The sequence below is a fragment of the Psychrobacter pocilloporae genome, from assembly GCF_029872915.1.
Lineage (GTDB): Bacteria > Pseudomonadota > Gammaproteobacteria > Pseudomonadales > Moraxellaceae > Psychrobacter > Psychrobacter pacificensis.
Genome location: NZ_PGFT01000001.1, coordinates 789,812 through 807,817 on the forward strand (window position 1 = coordinate 789,812; position 18,006 = coordinate 807,817).

Below are 18,006 nucleotides of genomic sequence, written 5' to 3' on the forward strand. Positions count from 1 at the left end.
TATATAAGCTAACAATTTATTTAACAAAATTATAAGAGAACATTATGACCAGAATTGAAAGCACATTTAAAACCCTGAAATCACAAAACAAAAAAGCTCTGATCCCTTATGTCATGGCAGGCGATCCTAATCCTGCAACGACCGTCGGTCTATTGCATGACTTAGTCAAGCACGGCGCCGATATGATCGAAGTCGGCTTACCGTTCTCTGACCCGATGGCAGATGGTCCTGTGGTTGCGTTGGCTGGCGAGCGTGCATTAGCAGCAGGTACGAGCACACGCGACACGCTAAAGATGGTTGCAGAGTTCCGTCAAACAGATACGCAGACGCCAATTATCTTGATGGGCTATCTCAATCCCGTTGAAATCATCGGCTACGACAACTTTGTGGCGCTATGTGAGCAGTCAGGCGTTGATGGTTTATTGATGGTAGATTTGCCACCAGCAGAGGCGGGCAGCTTCACTCAGCATTTGACCGACCATTCAATGAATGAGATTTTCTTGCTGTCGCCGACCACTTTGCCTGAGCGCCGCGAGCAAGTATTGACCCATTGCGGTGGTTATATTTACTATGTATCGCTAAAAGGCGTGACGGGCTCAGCCACGCTCGATACCGATGATGTGGCGACGCAAGTGCAAGCAATCAAAGCAGAGACAGACCTGCCTGTGTGTGTAGGCTTCGGAATTCGTGATGGCGCCTCTGCAAAAGCAATTGGTACTCATGCGGATGGCGTTATCGTGGGTAGTGCATTGGTACAGAATTTTGCGGATATTGATACCAATGATGCCGCGGCTATTGCCAAAGCTCAGCAAAAAATCATGGCAAAAATGGATGAGCTGCGTGCAGCATTAGACAGTCTGAGTGCTTAATATTCATTATCCTAGCATCGCTTTTATTAATCTAACAGCGGCAAGATGTTTTAAGTATCTCATTGAGGCAATTTGATAAAGGCGATAGCTGGTTTGAAGGGGTTATTTTGAGTAGTTGGCCTTGAATCTCGAAGTTAAATAATGGCAATCAATGACTCAAAAACGTTACTGAAAGATGACGTTAAATGACTTTGCTAAATTTAGTTTACGAGTGTAAACTAACATAACTATTATATGGCGTCTGATAGCCGTGGTTTATCAGTGACTAGTTTCAAAAAGCATTTGCCAAAAAGCATTTGCCAAAAAGTCTCAACAAGCACATCATCTATCAACAAGCACCTAACCAAATGATCGACACGTAAGATTGATACATCAGCGTGTCGCATAATTGCTCATGTTATGGCTGGGTTTGACGCTTTGTTTAGACAACCATTAAACTCTCAATGACAAGCGAATGAGCCAACTTGTCAATAAGCCTTTTATGATGGCAAATAATATGACTGATACAGCAACAAAACTCGATAATAATACTGCTAAAGCCGAGCCAAACAGCAACGCGGATAGGCAGTCATGGTTTAACCGTCCTATACCAGGTATCAAGCAGCAATTAACTGCGCAATTGACCGCGGTAGAGACTGAACCGTCGACCAAATGCAGCAATTGTCATTCTGTGATTACCAACACCGCACTGATTTTTAACTGCTATGTGTGTCCGCACTGTGATCATCATTTACCAATGAGTGCTCGTGAGCGTTTGAATTGGTTGCTTGATCAAGTAGACGGTGAGACAGGGCAAGAATTCACTGCCAAAGATCCGCTGAGCTTTATGGATAGCAAGCCATATCCTGCACGTATGAGCGAAGCACAAGAAAAAACGGGCGAGAGTGAAGCGCTGGTTGCCATGTACGGCAAGCTGCGTAACCTTGATATTGTCGCTTGTGCCTTTGATTTCCGTTTTATGGGCGGCTCGATGGGTTCAGTGGTTGGCGATCGTTTTGTACAAGCCGCTGAAAGAGCGCTTGAGCAAAAAGTACCGTTAGTCTGCTTTGCTGCTTCTGGCGGTGCGCGTATGCAAGAAGGTCTGTTATCATTGATGCAAATGGCACGTACAGCTGCCGCGATTGAACGTCTAAAAATCGCTGGTATTCCTTACATTGTCGTATTGACCAATCCTGTTTATGGCGGCGTAACTGCGTCATTGGCGATGCTGGGTGATATCCATCTGGCAGAACCAAAAGCGATGATTGGCTTCGCGGGCAAGCGTGTAATCGAGCAGACCGTGCGTGAGACGTTAGAAGAGCCGTTCCAGCGTGCAGAGTTCTTATTAGAGCATGGCGTCGTAGATGAAGTGGTGCATCGTCATCAACTGATTGATACGATCTATCGTTTGCTCGCAAAACTGTGCCATGTACCTAATGTAGATGCTTAATAAGATGTATGGCTCAGTATCATGAGTCAATTATTGAGTGCATAAACGCCTAGCCACGTGCTAACATCTATTGCATATGCAAGACCCTCTAATAGCATTTATCGTCATTGCACGGTAAATGCTATTTTTGGTTTTAGCCAACACATATATTTTTATTTCTTATTAAATTTACTATAGGTTTTATCCATGTCTGATCTTGTAGCGTCCAACTCTAGTAGCCCTAACGACAACGTTGGTTTGGTCAGCTTGACCGAATGGCTAAATTATATGCAGCAAATACATGTGTCTGCGATAGATATGGGACTATCGCGTGTATTGCCTGTTGCCGAAGCGCTAGGAATAGTAAAGTCAGCTAAAGATGACGCTTATGTCTTCACTGTGGCAGGCACCAATGGTAAAGGCTCTACGACCGCTGTTATCGCCGAAATGTGTAAAGCCGCAGGTTATAAGACGGCACTATATCAATCGCCACACTTGAGCGTATTTAATGAGCGCGTGCGTATCAATGGCGAAATGGTCAGCGATGAGACGCTGATTGATGCTTTTAGCAAAGTCGAAGCAGCACGTTTAGAGTGCGATTTGACCTTGTCATTCTTTGAGATGACAACGCTGGCAGCATTACTCATATTTGCTGAGGCAGACTGTGATGTATGGGTGTTAGAAGTTGGATTAGGCGGACGGTTAGATGTGGTCAATATTATTGATCCTGATATGGCAGTGATTACCAATATCGGTATCGATCATGTCGACTGGCTCGGTGACAATGTTGAGGACATCGGTCGCGAGAAAGCAGGTATATTGCGCCAAGGTATTTCTTTAGTTTATGGTGCTATTGAAATGCCATCTAGCGTGCAGCACGCTATCGATAATAAGCAAGCGACTTGTTATCAAATTGGGCAAGATTTTAGCTACCGCGATATTGACTCAATGATTTGGCAATACAGTAATGCGGCAGTTACCTTGCAACTACCACGCCCTGCGCTATCCTTGACCAATACTGCTAATGCACTATCGGCGGTACTTGCAAGCCCGTTGAAAGTCGATATAAGTGCCATCGAGCAGGCATTGCAAACTGTCAAACTGGCAGGGCGCTTTGATTATCGTGAAAGCCATCATCGCCATTGGTTGTTTGATGTGGCGCACAACGAGCAAGGTGTGGAATTTTTATTAGCGCAGTTATTGCCATTTTGGCATCAACATTTGAGTAAACACGGCAGCCAAGCTGATAGAGACCTTCCAAAAATCAAAATGTTGTTCTCTATGTTGGGTGATAAAGATATCGACAAAGTAGTACAGCGTCTGACTCAAGCAGGCTTGCCGATTAGTGATTGGTTCATTGCTGAGATTGATTATCCTCGTGCCGCGAGTAACGAGCAGCTACAAGGCGTCTTAACTCAATATGTGGATAGCGCCAACATATATCAATTCGATGGCTTGCATGCAGCGACGTATGCGGTAATAGCTGATAGTCAGCCACAAGATCTAATCGTCGTATGTGGTTCGTTTCATACGATTGGCGAAACGCTTGCTGCACTCGCCGTATGATCATTTAAGTTAAAGTGGCGCCTGTTTAGTGTTAATCTTAGTACTTGCCTGATAGCAGACAGCAAGAAAAATATGCTTTATAATCAAAATGATTTGCAAGACTGGCATAAATGGGTCGGCATAGATTTTGAACACTGATGGCAGTAACTGGCGGTACGAGGTATTTATTAGCGCAATTATCTATATTGCTGTAAGACAGTCCCTGCGCCGCTCAATCAACCTTATCACCAACTAAGAGACGTAAACGGATGAACTTTTCGAGACAAGCCTTATTGGGCATTGGGATGATTCTAGGCGGTAGCGTGATGTTATACGCCATGGTGCAGCAGATTGGCGAGAGCAACCAGCCACAGCCAACATCAGCGATGATAGAGAAACCAACGACCGAGCAAGAATCTCCGCAACCGCTAACGACTGACATTGAGACAGAAAAACGTATCCTTGCGCAAAAGCAAAAAGAACGTGCGGCTCGTGTTGCCGAGCAGGAGAGACGCGCACAGGAGTTTTTGACAGAACAAGAAGTGGCTGAAGCAGAAGCGTTGGCCAAAGCCCGTGCTGAAAGCCAGCAGTATGTCAAAAATATCGCGGCGACAAATGAACAGAGTGAGAGTTCAGAAGACGTAAAAGACACAGACAAAATTGTCAAAAGTAAGGAAGTGCAAGATGCTGAAAAATTGGTTAAGGCAGCCGATGATGCAGTGAATGAAGCCAAAGCAAAAAAGCAGGCGGAAGATGAGCAGCAACAAGCCAAAGCAAAACAAGAAAAAGCCGCTGCTGAAAAACTAGCAGAAAGTAAAAAAGAAGCAGAAGCGAAAAGACAAGCGGACGCTCAAGCTGCGGCCGAAAAAAAGAGAGAGGCAGCTGAAGCGGCTAAAAATGAACCACCAAAATCGCCCTCTGATTATCAAGTCAAAAAAGGCGATGGGCTGATTAAGCTTGCAAGACAGTACAATATGCCTGTCGAAGTCTTGGCTCAAGCAAATAACATCTCACCATCGACCTCATTACAGCTGGGTCAAAACATTACCATACCTTCGCGCAGTCAAGTGCAACGTCTGGAGCGAGAAGCCGCTGCTGCCGAAAAAGCGGCTGAGGCTAAGCGAGAGGCTCAGCAAAAGCTTCGTGAGGCTCGTCAAGAAGTCAAAGAAACCGATGCGAAAGGCAGCTTTGGGGTGCAAGTAGCGCTCGCAGATAATCAGGCCAAAGCGGATCAACTAGCGAAAAAATTCAAAGAGGCTGGATATCAAGTGAAGACCAGTCCGACCAGTCGCGGTGTACGCGTCATTGTTGGTCCTGAACGTGGAAAGGTCGCCGCATTGGCACTAAAAGATAAGATCAATAGTGATTCTAACGTCAATACGACCGGTGCTTGGGTGCTTTACTGGCGTTAAGCTATAACTATAGACTCAGCGACTGTCTTCAGAGATTGATGAGTAGATAAGTGAGATATTTTCTTTAGTACTGACTTGAATTATTATTTAATGATCAAAACACGACATTCGCTGTCGTGTTTTTTGTTTTATCGTTTGCCGATTGGCGCAAGCTTGGTTACGATGAGCACCATTTTTATTACTCATTTTTGTATAACCTGTCAGCCTATATAGGTTGCCCTGTGGTGATCAGCCGATCATTGACTCTTCAGAGTCTTGAACGCTAGCCGGTCACTGTTATATTGTATAAGGTAAAACCATGTCATTTGGCGCTATATTTTTAATCTTGGCCGTTGGGTTTTTAGGGCTGATTACGTTACCAAAGCTATTGGCCAGACGTCCAGTCGCAGAGCCAGACCCAAAGCCTGTGCGCGGTGATGATCTCGCTATCTGGCCATTTGCCCCAATGCCAATCATGACCGACACTGAAGTGATATTTTTTAATAAATTAAAAAATGCGCTGCCAGAGTATCATATCTTCGTGCAAGTTCAGCTGTCACGAATCATTGAAGCCAATAGTGACGAGACATCCGAGCGCAGCTTTTGGTTCAATCGTATTTGCCGTCAGAGCGTTGATTATGTAATCGTGGATGTTGACGCTCAGACCACGCTAGTTGCCATCGAGCTTGATGACTGGACACATAGCAGCAAAGCGCGGCAAAAGGCTGATGATAAAAAAGACAAAGCCCTGGCGAGTGCAGGCATCGCCATCGTTCGTTTTCACGCTGAGCGTATGCCTAGTGCCGATATGCTGAGATATGAGCTAATGCAGGTGATAGAGAGTTATTAAATGGCTCACTAAGCTTCTTTGGTTGTTAAAATGAGACAGTTATTCAAACTATCTAGCTTAGACTATTCTTTTATTTGGCTTAACTGCCTTGGATAAATGACAATCAGTCGCTCACCTTCGAAGTACAATCCTGTTCTGAGGTTTGGCGTGTCAGGGTAGGTAAGGGGCGGCTGAAACCGACCATAGCGGTCATAAAAGTCGCGCTTAGTGAACCATTCAATATAATGCGCGGCTCGCAATGAAGTGGTGTCAATCGTCGCAAGAGCGGTTTTATCTCTCTTGTCACACCATTCATGTATCGGAAAGCTGGGTGTTAGCCAATGAGGCCAATCATAATCGCCAAGGTTGGTTGTGTTAATCGGTAAAAAGAATCGCCCTTTGATTACACCATAGCGCTTGTCTATTTTGACCTGCCCGTGATCTTCTGTATCTACCCAGACGGCTCGAAACTGCTTGGTTTGCATGTGCGTCATCTTACGCTGTAGATTATCATTGGAGTTAATCCCTACCCAGTTCACAGGCTCAAAAGGTGCTGACCCCATAAAAAATTTAATGGCTAGTTCCCAATGCTCCACCAGCCTCTCTTCATGATTATACAAAATCAAATCAAGCTCACCGACAGTCTGCTTACCATTGTACAGCTGTACATTATTAGCTAGTGTCTCATACGGATGCAGATTACGCGCAAACCCATCCTCTAACCAAAACGATAGCAGTCCCTCAAAGTGAAACCCCAATCGATTGGGACTAGGGCGCTTAAGTAAATAGCGGGTCAGCTTCTGATAGGCGGCAGTGGTGTCTAGCTCTGTTAATCGTTGCTCATACGCTTCAAACTGTGTCTGCCAAAATTGTGCACTATGCACAGCAACGGTATGTGTGCTCTGATGCGGTGCAAAGTCTAGCCACGTGGTCAAGACATTAGGACATGCCAGTACATAAGCCAAATCGCGCACGTAAGGCCGGCGTAAACGCTCCCAAGGTGCATCATCTATGAGGCTATGTGTGGGTTTATTGATAGGCTCGGGCATAGGATACACCAGTGTGAAGAGGTAGCATTTACCCTAACGGCTCGCTCTATAAAAGTCTATAGGACACGAGTATCGGCGATGGCAGTGCTAAGCTTTTTGGCTTCAAAACATGGTATTAATGTGATGGATATGAATACTGATATCAGTAAAATTTAGCACAAAAAAAAGCCAACCATTGAAAACAATGATTGGCTTTTCTCTTTACTGCTATGTTTGGTCGGAACGGCAGGAAGTAAAGTGTTCGCTGTGTTCCTTGATATGTATAGCTTTAAGTTTTTTAAATAAAAAATATACCGCAAAATATACCGCATTATGCAAAAGTCACTTAGGTTTTAATGTCTATTTACCTATCAAAAAGCTAATAAGGCTAGTTACAAAATAATAAGGGCTGGCTTGTTGGGTTCGTCATTATTATCAACATGCCAGTAATTTAGGAATACTTTTTTAGGGGCTGTAGTAGATAAGCACTATGCTAGACTACTTTTATGAAGATAACCCATTGTAAACTCAGTAAAAAACTACAGCGAAGGCTGTTAGAGTTTTTCACAGCTGAAGTGACTGCTAGAACAGCCGCAGATTTGCTTAATATCCAGCCTAACAGTGCTGCACTTTTTTATCATAAAATAAGACTTGTGATAGATCATCATCTCTCATTACAAGCTGATGAGCTTTTTGATGGCGAAGTCGAATTAGATGAAAGTTACTTTGGCGGCGTACGCAAAGGCAAAAGAGGTCGCGGAGCTGCTGGTAAAACAGCCGTGTTTGGTATCCTAAAACGAAATGGTAAGGTTTATACCATTGTCGTAGCAGACACCAAACAAACCACCCTAATGCCTGTCATCAAGCGTAAAATCAAGCCTGACAGCTTTGTTTATACTGATAGCTATCGAAGTTATAATGCATTAGATGTGAGCGAATTCAAACATTTCAGAGTCAATCACTCTAAAGAGTTTACTTGTGGTAAAAACAATCACATCAATGGCATTGAGAACTTTTGGAATCAGTCTAAACGAACGCTCAGAAAATATAATGGAATTGATAAGAAGCATTTCCATTTATTTTTAAAAGAGTGCGAGTTTAGGTTTAACTATGGCTCACCATCTAATCAGCTGAAAACCTTGAGAAAATGGTGTGATATTTAATCCTTATCTACTACAGCCCCCTTTTTTATACTTGCAACTTTCTTTCATGGGGTTAAATTGCTAAACACTATGCAAGCGCAATTATGGGCAAATTCACTTAAGCGTTTTTCGTGCGCTTACTCTCTGAGTTTTCTCGCATCAATTCGCACTTACTCACAAAATTAGATAGAACCAATTTTGGGTTTATATCAAGCCAGACTTTGAAATATACTACTGTGATTTTATGATACTAAAATCTACTTGCAACTTCTTTGCATGGGGTTGAATTGCTAATAGGTAGATGCGTGTTAGTGGCGGCTTATTAATCAAGACTTCTATAAGCTATGACAGCACCAAAACAGCCTCATAAATGTGTCGTTCAGCATTGCCTAGATGCTCCCTTACCTTGCGTACATGGCTGCGCTTAGTTGTGCCTTCCCCGTGTTCATATTCACTCACTACCGATTTACTTAGTTTTGTATAAGACATGCCATATAAATAATAGTGCCTTATAATCTTAGCCCACATCATAAGTTCTTTATCCCCTGATTGCCTCATGCCAGCTAATTCACGGTCTATCAGCGTGTAATAAGCTTCGTCATTCATATCCCACAGCACTGGACGACTTCTTTCGCGACTTTGCTGAACATTGTTATTTAAAACCTTTGCCATAGGTGACTGATACCCTAAGTGACCGCCAACCGTGCCACGATTGCAGTAGTCACCCCAACCAGTTAGCCAGCTTTGCACCTCTAATAGATCAGTCGCTTCAATTTTTCCAATATCATTGCTCATGTGCCACCTCGAAATAATGCGTAATGTTTTTTTGATAATATAGCTCTGTTACTTGCCAGCCATAAAAAAGGCAGACGATAAACGGCTGCCCCTTGTTTTAATCGCGCCTTTGCTGTTTTATTGCCGTTTACGCTTCTGCCAGTGGCTCATGGCTGGCTTTAGGGGTCAAGGTCACTTGCAAGCCCATACCGTCAATAATTTTCAGCATAGTGTCAAAACGTGGCTTCTCTGATCGCAGTGTCTTATAAAGACTTTCACGTCTTATGCCTGTCTTTTCTGCCAGCTCGTTCATGCCCTTTGCTTTTGCTACATCGTTTAGTGCTTCGATAAACTCACTAGGTGCGCCATCGGTCAATACTTCGTTCAGGTAAGCATTGATAAGGGTTTCATCTGTTAGATATTCCGCTACATCAAATCGGCTAGTTTTAATATTGGTCATTGGGGTGTTCCTTTTCTTGATCCTTAACTTGCTGCCACAAGGTGCAAGCCTTAGAAATATCGTTTGTTTGGCTGTCTTTACTGCCACCTATCAACAATAGATAGAGTGTATCGCCTTGCTGGGCATAATAAACACGGTAACCATTGCCTTTGAATATTCGCATCTCATAGATACCGTTTGTATTGGCTAGTGGTTTATGGTCACCAAAGTTACCGCCTTGCGCTCGCTTAATACGTGCCAATATGCCAACTTTGCCTAACGGGTCTTTTAGCTTGTGCAACCAACGCTCAAACTGTTCTGTTTGGTCAATATTAATCATAGGGTTAGATTATTAGAATACTTATAACTCATTGTAAACTTTTGGATAATATATAACAAGCTATGACTGTGCTTGCTGTGTTGTTTATTGTTGATCCATAAAAAAAGCAGACGCTAAACGCCTGCCTTTGATTATTTTTGCTGTACCTTAGTTTTTTGCTTGGGACACTTGGGACAACGGGACAACGCCCGTACTTACTGGCTTTCAGCTGTCCCAGCCCTTTTTTAGCCTTTGGGACACTTGGGACAGATTAACAGATTGAGCTATTTTGTCCCAGCTGTCCCAGTGGTGTTTTAACGCTTGGGACAGGCTCTAGCCCTTGCTGTGTATGGGTTGTCCCAGTTGTCCCAGCTGTCCCAGTGCTTTTTGTAGTTTCACAACTTAATATCTCACCTTTGACCGCATAAACACGCTGGCGGTTCTTTTTGAATGGTAAAGGCACTTTGCACGTTTTACGGTCACTCTCAGTCACATTTAAAAATCCTGCTTCATCTAACACTTGTAATACTTTGCTTTTGTTAAAGGGCGAACAGACTTCATCAAAGGTACTGGTAGAGAAATAATATTCCCCTGTGTCGTAATTGTGATAGCCAGCGCGGTTATTGGTTTTAGGTTCAAAGTCTTGATATGTGTGAATGTGGCAAGGCTGAAAACGGCTTGATCCGTGCTGTTCAATAAATGCCTTGATATGCTCTATGATTTGGCGCTGCTCATGCTCACCATCACGCCCATAGTTATCGAGCCAGTTATCTAAGCAAATCATTACAGCTGTAGTTGCTTGTCCTGCTTGCCAGCCCGTTATACCTGCCTGTGTTGCCAGTTCTCCAGCTGCGCTCACGATAGCAAACCGTTTAGCCACTCTATGCGCCTGTGCTGTCAGGTCGCTGTACTGACTCATAAAGTCACTTACAAGCTGCCTAGCGTTGGCAGTGGTCGCTGCTTTGTCACTGGTGATATGTTCTAGCCATGCAATGCCAGCTGATCCATAGTAAGCCTGTGATAGCTCTTTGATCCTATCGGCTTGTGCTTCGCTTGTTTCTGCCAGTACCAAACTATCAAAGGTTTTTAACCTTTTGCCAGCATCAGCATCAATATGCGCGACTCGAACCTCAATACCTGCATTGGTTTTCTGTCCTGCTTGCGCCATGAAGTTTTGTAGCGACTCCTCACCATTGGACAAAAAGATAATGCGCCATGTTTTAGCAATGCGATTGTGTCCCGTGGTGGTACTACGTCCTTTACCTTGACCATTAGCCAGCATATAGACGGTTTTGCCTACTATCTTGGGGTCACATTCGCTGATCTCATCAAGTGGTAAAAAACTGTCGTTGTGCTCGCTTGCTGTGCCTTCTAGGGCGTTGTCAGTGCTGCGCCATGTCTTAACGTACCTGTCAGGGTTGCCCCATACACTAGACGCTACTTTAAGCGATAATGACTTGCCCATGCTTGATGAACCTAAGAGATGAAAACCGCCCCCGTCATACTCTAATAGCTCCAGTAATTGCCCTGTAAACGCGCAAGCAATAGAGAAAGCAAAACGGCTTTGTTCTGCTAGTGGTTTGCATAAGTTATCGCGCCACTGTGCTAGCTCTCCTTGCTGGGTTAAGGTGCTGTTGATACTGTTTGCAGACTGATAGACGATAAGCTGCTTACCATCGCTGCCTATGGCTCTGTCAGGTAATATATATTGCTTATCGTGCCAGCCTAACTTATCCACGCATAACGCCCGTTTGTGGATAGGGTAGTTTTGAATATAGGTATCTAAGTAGCTGCGCTGTTTGGGGTTGGTAGTAATGTTCAAGCCTTGACTGGCAAGCTCTTTGCGATATTCCCTTGCATCACCTTGTAATAGTGATAACGGCATTGACCACGTATGCAATACACCATCATCATCACGCCATTGCAATAACCGCCCCCATGTACCGCTGCTTGTGTCCCGTGTTTTAGCGATAACCTCAATCGGTGAACAAACAAACGACTTAGACTTGAACGTAATGTTTGCTGGGTCATCATCGTTATACTTCACGAAAAACAGCCCATCATGGTATAGCTCAAAACGCCCATCACTGTAGATCATCGGTTCATTCAGCTGTGGATCATCGCGCCATTCAGGATAGTAGGCAGTATCTTGCAAGTTGATTAGCTGGGTGTCATTGTCTGCCAGTATCGCTTCATAGCTGTCATGCTGTAGCATAGTGACGATATGAGCGACTGTAACCAATGCTTGAGCCTTTACACCTGCCAATAGGTTTATTAAGCCCTTGTCATCAAGCGTCATCGGTACGGTAACAAGTGATCCGCTGCTCCAGTGCTGCACCATCTTTTTAAGGCATTGCTTGGTTTTTTTAGGGCTAACAATGATTGTTTTATCACTGCTCATTAGATAGCTGTAAACATCAATACCATCATCTAAATCATTAAAGGCTATCACCTCATTGGCTTTGTTTGGCTCACCAATGACGATAGCACCATACCCTGTAGGATCAATAACAATGGGCTTTGCTTTGCTGTTTGGTGTGGAGAATACCGCGCCTACTATATCGCCTTGTTTATCGGTCAATCGTAGGGCTATCGTGCCAGCTGTCGGTACTATTTGCGCGTCATCTGTAGTAAGATTGTCGGTAATACTTAGCAAGCTGTCAGGCGGTAATAGCGCGATTAGCTTTGTCAAAGTAGGATCATCTGCCAGCCCTTGCCGTGTGGCTGCATCAAAACTATTTATTACCACTGTAAAGCCTGTGCTAGATGCACGGGCTTTTTCATGGGTGTTTGTTTGTAGTGTGGTGGTCATCTGTTCCCCCTTGCGTGTGACTGTTTAGGCTGGCGCGTGGCTCTGTACTTCTTGTAGTAGCTTTTGCGCTTGGCATACTTACGGCTTTGTTTTGGTGGGTAGCGTTTCATTGGCTGCCTCCTTGCCGTAACGGGTCATTGCTAGGGTTTCTTTGATTTCCTTTGCCTTACTAAGTAGCAACTCTGTCCATGCGCTTGTTGAGTCATGAGTGATACGCGCCATAGATACAGCAGTGCTTGCCTCGATTTTTCCAGTGTAAATAAGCCATAGCAGTTGACCAATATCATCTAGAGCAGTAGCGGCACCTTCAATGTCACAGACAATACCTGATAAATCAAAAGCTGATATTAAAACCGCTTCTTTATCGTCTGCCTCTGTGGTGTCTATGACTTTGCACTGGCTGGTGTGGCTGCCACTGTATAGCGTGGCTATTGCTTGGCGATTGGCTGGCGTGTCAGCAAATAGGCTTGGCTGAAAGTCGTCTGTTTCGTTTTGATTGGCACGAACAAAATAGCCATTTCTATCATAGTAGAAGTAGCTGCTTTCATATTCTAATGCCAAAACATCACGCTTGCCGTATGGGTCATTGGTAAGTACAAACGGGTTAAGGCTCAATGATGGGCATAGAACGCTATCACCTGCCTTGAATGTGGCTGGTGTGGTGTTGGTAGTGGTTTGGGTGTTTGAGGTCGTACGGATTGAATTAGGCATGATAGCCTCCTAACGTTTTTTGAGTGAATGCCACGCTATACGATGAAAGTATAGGGTGACGGGTCTTACTCTCGGTAACGTTAGTAACCGCCCTGCATATTCGCCTTACGGCTGTTTTATTTTGCAGCGTCAACCCGTCATAGTCGGTTAGCAAGTGACTTGCTATAGATATGAGGGAGTGCCCCCTTGATGCGCTTAAATGCGCTCTTAGGGCGGTGTCTGTCTGTTTGATTGAGGATTGAGAGTCCATACCAATGACAGGCACAAAAAAAGCCAATGAGTAACGGCTGGCTTGTCCGCTAACGTTTTTTGAGAGGTCTATATAGTAACCATTGTTGGTATTGGTTGCAATCGGTTTTACCGTGGCTTGGCTGCAAGCTACCAATGAGAGTAGCAAGCCAATGCCTGCCACCCATGCCATAAAGATGATAAATCTAAGTAGTAAGCCTCGTTTATGTGGCTCGTTGCGATTGTGTGCCCCGTCACGGGCTTTTAGATTGGTTTTGGTATGATTATGCGTCATGATCGGTTGCCTCCGCTTGGTACGGTAATGCGTGTTCACAAAACATGTCGCTAACAATACCTGCCAGCTCGCTATTGGCATAAAGTGCGGCTTTGACTGCCACAAGTACGCCTTGACTAGCATCGTCTTTTGTCTTGATAGCATCTAGCGCAGTGGCTAGGTGGTCAGTATCGCGGTAAATGTCCTGTATGCGGTCATACATAAGCCGTAAGTACAAACTATCTACGGTCACTAGGCGGCTGGCTGGGGTGTCGATTGATACGCTAGGGTGGTTATTCATTTAGTTCACCTCACTGTTAGTTAGTTCGCTTTCAAGCAATGTTGCTTCATCAAGCCAATAGAGAGCAAAACGCTTGTCATTGTGTGTGACCATCTCACTTTGAATAACTAGCCCTGTTAGGCGCAAGTCATGTATGCGCTGTGCTAGGCATGTGATTTGATAAAGGCGGTATGCGTCCCATGTGCTGATAGTTGCCCCTGTCATCAGGTGCGCCCGTATGGTGTCAATTTGGGTCTTAGGTGCTTGCTCATTGGTCACTGGGGCGGTTGCTGTAGTAGTCATGGTTACACCTCCTCGCTAGTGGTTGAGGTGTGACTTTCCAGCCACTCGATAACATCAGCATTGCGCCATGCCGTCATAGTAGGGGATAGTTTTATTGGTGCTGGGAAGCGTCCATCGCGTGACCACGCCCATAAGGTACTGCTACCAAACGGTAAGAATGGTATTAGTTGGCTGGCACGGCTCATGCCTTGCGGTGGTAAATATTTGATGTGTGGGCTTTCGACTACTTGCTCAATGCTGTTTGATGTGTCATCAGTGAAAGCAATAACGGGATTATCTGTGGTGGTGTGCTGTGTCATGTTAATGACTCCATACTATGTGCCACTACGGTATGTCGTGGCTTGTATGAGTCATCTTATGGGGTAGGTTTGTATAGCTAAATGCTTATGCCTGTATAGCGTACAGTATGCTTGCATAGCGTATCGTATGCTTGCATACAGTAATAGATTGTTTTATGAAAAATCACCTCTACTTGCTTGGCTCAACCATAACTCAATAGTGCGATAAGATGGTGTTTTGCCTGTTTCAATGTATTGCTTAATATAAGTGGCTGTTTCTGCAAAGGTAGTAAAGTTCTGCTTATCCATTATTTCTAGGTATTGCTTCTTTTTTTTAGGTCTTAATTGATTGTGTTTTGACCATCGCTTATTAGCCTTATCTTTATTTCTAGCGGATAGCTCACTTTCAATATATTCAGATGGGTCAAATTGCTCATTGGTTATTGCACCTCCATACATTAAAACTGTAGCTTCATGATGCCAGCAAGAAACATCATAGAGTCCACGCTCAAAAGCTAAATATGCTAACTCTTTATATAACATTAGCCTCAATATTTCTCTTAAGTCACAGCTTAAGAGCCTATCTTTTTCCTCTGTCGTATATTCTTCTAAGATATGATTTACTAAAGAGCCATTGTTGATATAAGGTTCAAAACTGAGAGCTAGATTTTTGAAGGCTGGCATAATAAATTTATTAAAGTAGCACTCACAGTCATAATCACATTCACATTTATAGTTATCCTCAAGATCATTATGTTGTTTGTACTCTAGTTTATTTTGCTGTAGAAAGGTACATATAGCGCCTCTTACTCTGCTCACAAAAGAGAGGTTATTTTCAGACTGGATTTCATTACACTCATTATCGAGTAGTATAGTTTTTGCAACCTGACTATTTGTAGGTCTTGATAAGCTAAGCTCAAAAGATTTATACATTAGCTTATAGGCTCGCTCATCTTCTCTGACACGATTATACATATTTCACACCTTTACACACCCTTAAATCAAAGTAGGTGCAAGGCAGTGCCAGCCTAAAGGTGTGTGAACGGCTGGCTTTCGGGTAATTAGTCCTAGCCTTGCATAGTCGTTATGCCATGCCTTCGGTTTTGATGGCATTGGCAAGTGTATTAGTGACCCATTGGTTAAGGCTCATACCGTGGCTGGTGGCAATAGTTGTTACTTGCTCGTGTAGCTCACTTGGCACACGGGTTACAAACTTACCTGAAAAGGATTTGTAAGGCTCAATGCCTTGTTCTTGGCAAACGTCCAAAAAGGTTTGCAATGACTGCTTACCCTCATTTTCTAAATCGGCAATGCTGTCACCATAAAAGTCTGCCCCACCATTTAGCCCTACAAATTCTCCACGGAATAACCCTAGTTCAGGGTCATATTGAATAAGTGCTTTATGGTCATTAATCATCATAATGTTTTGCATGATTATTCCTCATTATTAGTTACGGGGGCGGTGTCTTTGGCTTCATCAATAGGGCTATACCCTAAACTATCTAGCCATTTACGAACGCTAGCGACTGCGCCCTTATCTGTTGTCGGTTGGGGGTGTGGTCGGTGATAAACTTGTACCTCACCATCTAACACTACAGCTATTCTTGATCCTGCCCGTTCGTTGACCTCTGCACCTAATGCTATAAATAAGGCTTCAATGTCTGCCCACTTTATATTTGCTGATATAGGCTTAGTAAAGATGATATTAAGTGTTTTTAGGTGCTTGCGCTGCATGTTATGTCCTTAGCTCTACGGTCATTATAGTATCATATAGTGATACTAACAACGGTTATTTAGCCTAGCTTTTGTTTCTGTCCTTTAAAGTCTGCACGGATCACATTATCTAGTTTGCCAGCATAGGCATCATCAATGAAGTTTGCCCACTGGTTCATCATGTCTATTCTGTACGGTAGGTGCTGTGCTCCGTTGTATGCCTTGCTGATCTTGTTTTCTTTTTCATGTGCTAGCTGTAGCTCTATTGCTTCGTGCATGTATTCCTGTTCATGTAGGGTAGTGCTGGCAAGTCCACGGAAGCCGTGCCCAGTCATGCGCCCTTTATAACCCATACGCCATAGGGCAGTGATAAAAGCGTTTGTACTGTATGGCTTACGGGTTGATGGATTAAAGAAAACGTACTGATCCGAAAAACCTAGCGCCTTGATCTGCTCTAAGATAGCCATTGTTTGTGGTGCTAACGGTACTAGGTGCGGTCTGTCCATTTTCATTTTTTCGGCTGGTATGCGCCATACCTTAGCTTTATAGTCGATCTCGCTCCACTCCATAAAGCGCAATTCTTGCGTTCTTACAAACGTATAGCACATAAACCATAAACCTAGCTTCACCAGTAGATCACCCTCGTAGGCGTTAATATCTTGTAGTAGCTTTGGTAATTGCTGGCTGGTCACACGGCTATGGTGCTTCACCTTATGCGGTTTTAATGCTTCGGTTAGGTCGTTGGCTGGGTTATGGGTTACTAGCCCTTCACGTATTGCTTGCTTGAATATCTGCCCCGTTTGACGCATTGCACGCCTTGCCATATCACTAGCGCCCCGTGCTTCGATAGCTTTACCAATAGCCAAAATATCAGGCGCGGTTATGTCATCTATATTCATGTGACCAATGACGGGCTTAATATCGCGCTGGTACTGTGAGTAATCACGGCTGTAGGTAGTAGGGGCTATATGTGCCTTGCGGTCATCATGCCAACGCTGGGCTATGTTATCGAACGCCTTTGATCCGTCATTGTCTGCCTGTTGTCGCTTCTTATCATGCTTAGGATTGATGCCTTGCGCTATCAAGTCTTTTATCTGTTGGTTACGCTGGCGTGCATCGGCAAGGCTCATTGCTGGGTATTTGCCAATAGTCAGGCTTTGGCGCTTATCGGCATATTTATAGTCACATACCCATACCTTACTGCCTGTACTACGCACCCATAAGCGTAGGTTATTACCATCACTATATTTGTCAGGTCGGCTAGGGGTGCAAGTGTCGCTAGGCTTTAAGCGTTTGATTTGGCTATCAGTTAAAGGCATGACGGTATATTTCCATGACGGTATAAAATATACCGTAAAATATACCGCATTATTACATGGATTACCATGTTTTATGATGGGCTATAGTGTAGGGCTTATAGCTTGAAACGCCCATAAAAAAAGGGCAGACGGTCAATGACGGTCTACCCTAATATGTTGTTTGGTCGGAACGGCAGGATTTGAACCTGCGACCACCACACCCCCAGTGTGGTGCGCTACCAGACTGCGCTACGCCCCGAATGACTGACTATTTTACGCAAAATTATGTATATTGCAAGGGCTATTTATATTAGTCAAAATCTACAATACCATTCTGCCTAGCATAGTCAGTCTAATTGCTACGC

20 protein-coding genes and 1 tRNA gene are annotated in these 18,006 nt (G+C 44.0%); 6 read left to right on the forward strand and 15 right to left on the reverse strand.

The genetic code is table 11. From position 1 onward, the window contains the following. Nucleotides 1-44 precede the first annotated feature (44 nt). The 5 genes from trpA (at nucleotide 45) to CUR83_RS03455 (ending at nucleotide 6,063) form a co-directional block, all read left to right on the forward strand. Nucleotides 45-869, forward strand: coding sequence for a tryptophan synthase subunit alpha (gene trpA, locus CUR83_RS03435; protein ID WP_284719086.1), 825 nt, complete (start codon nucleotides 45-47; stop codon nucleotides 867-869). Between the two features lie 484 nt (nucleotides 870-1,353). Beyond that, nucleotides 1,354-2,298 carry an acetyl-CoA carboxylase, carboxyltransferase subunit beta gene (accD, locus tag CUR83_RS03440; RefSeq protein WP_284719805.1) on the forward strand — a complete coding sequence of 315 codons (945 nt, stop codon included), beginning with the start codon at nucleotides 1,354-1,356 and terminating at the stop codon, nucleotides 2,296-2,298. A gap of 186 nt (nucleotides 2,299-2,484) precedes the next feature. Beyond that, nucleotides 2,485-3,843 carry a bifunctional folylpolyglutamate synthase/dihydrofolate synthase gene (locus tag CUR83_RS03445; RefSeq protein WP_284719087.1) on the forward strand — a complete coding sequence of 453 codons (1,359 nt, stop codon included), beginning with the start codon at nucleotides 2,485-2,487 and terminating at the stop codon, nucleotides 3,841-3,843. A gap of 248 nt (nucleotides 3,844-4,091) precedes the next feature. Beyond that, on the forward strand, nucleotides 4,092-5,234 hold the full coding sequence (locus tag CUR83_RS03450) for a LysM peptidoglycan-binding domain-containing protein (protein ID WP_284719088.1): 1,143 nt from the start codon (nucleotides 4,092-4,094) through the stop codon (nucleotides 5,232-5,234). Between the two features lie 298 nt (nucleotides 5,235-5,532). Continuing rightward, nucleotides 5,533-6,063: a DUF2726 domain-containing protein gene (locus CUR83_RS03455; RefSeq protein WP_093069541.1), complete on the forward strand. Its 531-nt coding sequence runs from the start codon at nucleotides 5,533-5,535 to the stop codon at nucleotides 6,061-6,063. Between the two features lie 62 nt (nucleotides 6,064-6,125). Here CUR83_RS03455 and CUR83_RS03460 read toward each other — a convergent pair whose 3' ends face one another. Continuing rightward, the gene (locus tag CUR83_RS03460) at nucleotides 6,126-7,091 is read right to left on the reverse strand and encodes a DUF1853 family protein (RefSeq protein ID WP_284719089.1); all 966 of its coding nucleotides are present in this window, start codon (nucleotides 7,089-7,091) and stop codon (nucleotides 6,126-6,128) included. 485 nt (nucleotides 7,092-7,576) lie between these two features. Between CUR83_RS03460 and CUR83_RS03465 the strand changes: the two genes are divergently transcribed. Beyond that, on the forward strand, nucleotides 7,577-8,233 hold the full coding sequence (locus tag CUR83_RS03465) for an IS1595 family transposase (protein ID WP_284719090.1): 657 nt from the start codon (nucleotides 7,577-7,579) through the stop codon (nucleotides 8,231-8,233). A 321-nt stretch (nucleotides 8,234-8,554) separates the two neighbouring features. Here CUR83_RS03465 and CUR83_RS03470 read toward each other — a convergent pair whose 3' ends face one another. The 14 genes from CUR83_RS03470 to CUR83_RS03535 form a co-directional block, all read right to left on the reverse strand. Next, on the reverse strand, nucleotides 8,555-9,007 hold the full coding sequence (locus CUR83_RS03470; RefSeq protein WP_284719091.1) for a hypothetical protein: 453 nt from the start codon (nucleotides 9,005-9,007) through the stop codon (nucleotides 8,555-8,557). Between the two features lie 127 nt (nucleotides 9,008-9,134). Next, the gene (locus CUR83_RS03475; protein WP_284719092.1) at nucleotides 9,135-9,446 is read right to left on the reverse strand and encodes an addiction module antidote protein; all 312 of its coding nucleotides are present in this window, start codon (nucleotides 9,444-9,446) and stop codon (nucleotides 9,135-9,137) included. Continuing rightward, the gene (locus CUR83_RS03480) at nucleotides 9,433-9,765 is read right to left on the reverse strand and encodes a type II toxin-antitoxin system RelE/ParE family toxin (protein ID WP_284719093.1); all 333 of its coding nucleotides are present in this window, start codon (nucleotides 9,763-9,765) and stop codon (nucleotides 9,433-9,435) included. The genes CUR83_RS03475 and CUR83_RS03480 overlap by 14 nt, the downstream gene beginning before the upstream one ends. 250 nt (nucleotides 9,766-10,015) lie before the next feature. Further along, on the reverse strand, nucleotides 10,016-12,556 hold the full coding sequence (locus CUR83_RS03485) for a DUF927 domain-containing protein (protein WP_284719094.1): 2,541 nt from the start codon (nucleotides 12,554-12,556) through the stop codon (nucleotides 10,016-10,018). Between the two features lie 78 nt (nucleotides 12,557-12,634). After that, entirely contained in the window at nucleotides 12,635-13,267 is a 633-nt protein-coding gene (locus tag CUR83_RS03490) for a hypothetical protein (protein ID WP_284719095.1), read from the reverse strand. Continuing rightward, nucleotides 13,260-13,790 carry a hypothetical protein gene (locus tag CUR83_RS03495; RefSeq protein WP_284719096.1) on the reverse strand — a complete coding sequence of 177 codons (531 nt, stop codon included), beginning with the start codon at nucleotides 13,788-13,790 and terminating at the stop codon, nucleotides 13,260-13,262. Before CUR83_RS03495 ends, CUR83_RS03490 begins: the two co-directional genes overlap by 8 nt. Next, on the reverse strand, nucleotides 13,780-14,070 hold the full coding sequence (locus CUR83_RS03500; protein WP_284719097.1) for a hypothetical protein: 291 nt from the start codon (nucleotides 14,068-14,070) through the stop codon (nucleotides 13,780-13,782). Before CUR83_RS03500 ends, CUR83_RS03495 begins: the two co-directional genes overlap by 11 nt. Continuing rightward, nucleotides 14,071-14,352: a helix-turn-helix domain-containing protein gene (locus tag CUR83_RS03505; protein WP_284719098.1), complete on the reverse strand. Its 282-nt coding sequence runs from the start codon at nucleotides 14,350-14,352 to the stop codon at nucleotides 14,071-14,073. Between the two features lie 2 nt (nucleotides 14,353-14,354). Next, on the reverse strand, nucleotides 14,355-14,651 hold the full coding sequence (locus CUR83_RS03510; protein WP_284719099.1) for a helix-turn-helix transcriptional regulator: 297 nt from the start codon (nucleotides 14,649-14,651) through the stop codon (nucleotides 14,355-14,357). Nucleotides 14,652-14,804: 153 nt separating this feature from the next. After that, nucleotides 14,805-15,605, reverse strand: coding sequence for a hypothetical protein (locus CUR83_RS03515; protein WP_284719100.1), 801 nt, complete (start codon nucleotides 15,603-15,605; stop codon nucleotides 14,805-14,807). Between the two features lie 109 nt (nucleotides 15,606-15,714). Then, a complete protein-coding gene (locus CUR83_RS03520; protein WP_071003129.1) occupies nucleotides 15,715-16,062 on the reverse strand; it encodes a type II toxin-antitoxin system HicB family antitoxin in 348 nt (115 codons plus the stop codon). A 2-nt stretch (nucleotides 16,063-16,064) separates the two neighbouring features. Next, the gene (locus CUR83_RS03525; RefSeq protein WP_071003130.1) at nucleotides 16,065-16,364 is read right to left on the reverse strand and encodes a type II toxin-antitoxin system HicA family toxin; all 300 of its coding nucleotides are present in this window, start codon (nucleotides 16,362-16,364) and stop codon (nucleotides 16,065-16,067) included. A gap of 59 nt (nucleotides 16,365-16,423) precedes the next feature. Then, on the reverse strand, nucleotides 16,424-17,662 hold the full coding sequence (locus CUR83_RS03530; RefSeq protein ID WP_252962844.1) for a tyrosine-type recombinase/integrase: 1,239 nt from the start codon (nucleotides 17,660-17,662) through the stop codon (nucleotides 16,424-16,426). A gap of 161 nt (nucleotides 17,663-17,823) precedes the next feature. After that, nucleotides 17,824-17,900 (reverse strand) — tRNA-Pro (locus CUR83_RS03535). Between the last annotated feature and the right edge of the window lie 106 nt (nucleotides 17,901-18,006).

Coding starts and splice junctions, on each gene's coding strand:
- trpA (WP_284719086.1), top strand. CDS start 45: ATGACCAGAATTGAAAGCACATTTAAAACCCTGAAATCACAAAACAAA.
- accD (WP_284719805.1), top strand. CDS start 1,354: ATGGCAAATAATATGACTGATACAGCAACAAAACTCGATAATAATACT.
- CUR83_RS03445 (WP_284719087.1), top strand. CDS start 2,485: ATGTCTGATCTTGTAGCGTCCAACTCTAGTAGCCCTAACGACAACGTT.
- CUR83_RS03450 (WP_284719088.1), top strand. CDS start 4,092: ATGAACTTTTCGAGACAAGCCTTATTGGGCATTGGGATGATTCTAGGC.
- CUR83_RS03455 (WP_093069541.1), top strand. CDS start 5,533: ATGTCATTTGGCGCTATATTTTTAATCTTGGCCGTTGGGTTTTTAGGG.
- CUR83_RS03460 (WP_284719089.1), bottom strand. CDS start 7,091: ATGCCCGAGCCTATCAATAAACCCACACATAGCCTCATAGATGATGCA.
- CUR83_RS03465 (WP_284719090.1), top strand. CDS start 7,577: ATGAAGATAACCCATTGTAAACTCAGTAAAAAACTACAGCGAAGGCTG.
- CUR83_RS03470 (WP_284719091.1), bottom strand. CDS start 9,007: ATGAGCAATGATATTGGAAAAATTGAAGCGACTGATCTATTAGAGGTG.
- CUR83_RS03475 (WP_284719092.1), bottom strand. CDS start 9,446: ATGACCAATATTAAAACTAGCCGATTTGATGTAGCGGAATATCTAACA.
- CUR83_RS03480 (WP_284719093.1), bottom strand. CDS start 9,765: ATGATTAATATTGACCAAACAGAACAGTTTGAGCGTTGGTTGCACAAG.
- CUR83_RS03485 (WP_284719094.1), bottom strand. CDS start 12,556: ATGACCACCACACTACAAACAAACACCCATGAAAAAGCCCGTGCATCT.
- CUR83_RS03490 (WP_284719095.1), bottom strand. CDS start 13,267: ATGCCTAATTCAATCCGTACGACCTCAAACACCCAAACCACTACCAAC.
- CUR83_RS03495 (WP_284719096.1), bottom strand. CDS start 13,790: ATGACGCATAATCATACCAAAACCAATCTAAAAGCCCGTGACGGGGCA.
- CUR83_RS03500 (WP_284719097.1), bottom strand. CDS start 14,070: ATGAATAACCACCCTAGCGTATCAATCGACACCCCAGCCAGCCGCCTA.
- CUR83_RS03505 (WP_284719098.1), bottom strand. CDS start 14,352: ATGACTACTACAGCAACCGCCCCAGTGACCAATGAGCAAGCACCTAAG.
- CUR83_RS03510 (WP_284719099.1), bottom strand. CDS start 14,651: ATGACACAGCACACCACCACAGATAATCCCGTTATTGCTTTCACTGAT.
- CUR83_RS03515 (WP_284719100.1), bottom strand. CDS start 15,605: ATGTATAATCGTGTCAGAGAAGATGAGCGAGCCTATAAGCTAATGTAT.
- CUR83_RS03520 (WP_071003129.1), bottom strand. CDS start 16,062: ATGCAAAACATTATGATGATTAATGACCATAAAGCACTTATTCAATAT.
- CUR83_RS03525 (WP_071003130.1), bottom strand. CDS start 16,364: ATGCAGCGCAAGCACCTAAAAACACTTAATATCATCTTTACTAAGCCT.
- CUR83_RS03530 (WP_252962844.1), bottom strand. CDS start 17,662: ATGCCTTTAACTGATAGCCAAATCAAACGCTTAAAGCCTAGCGACACT.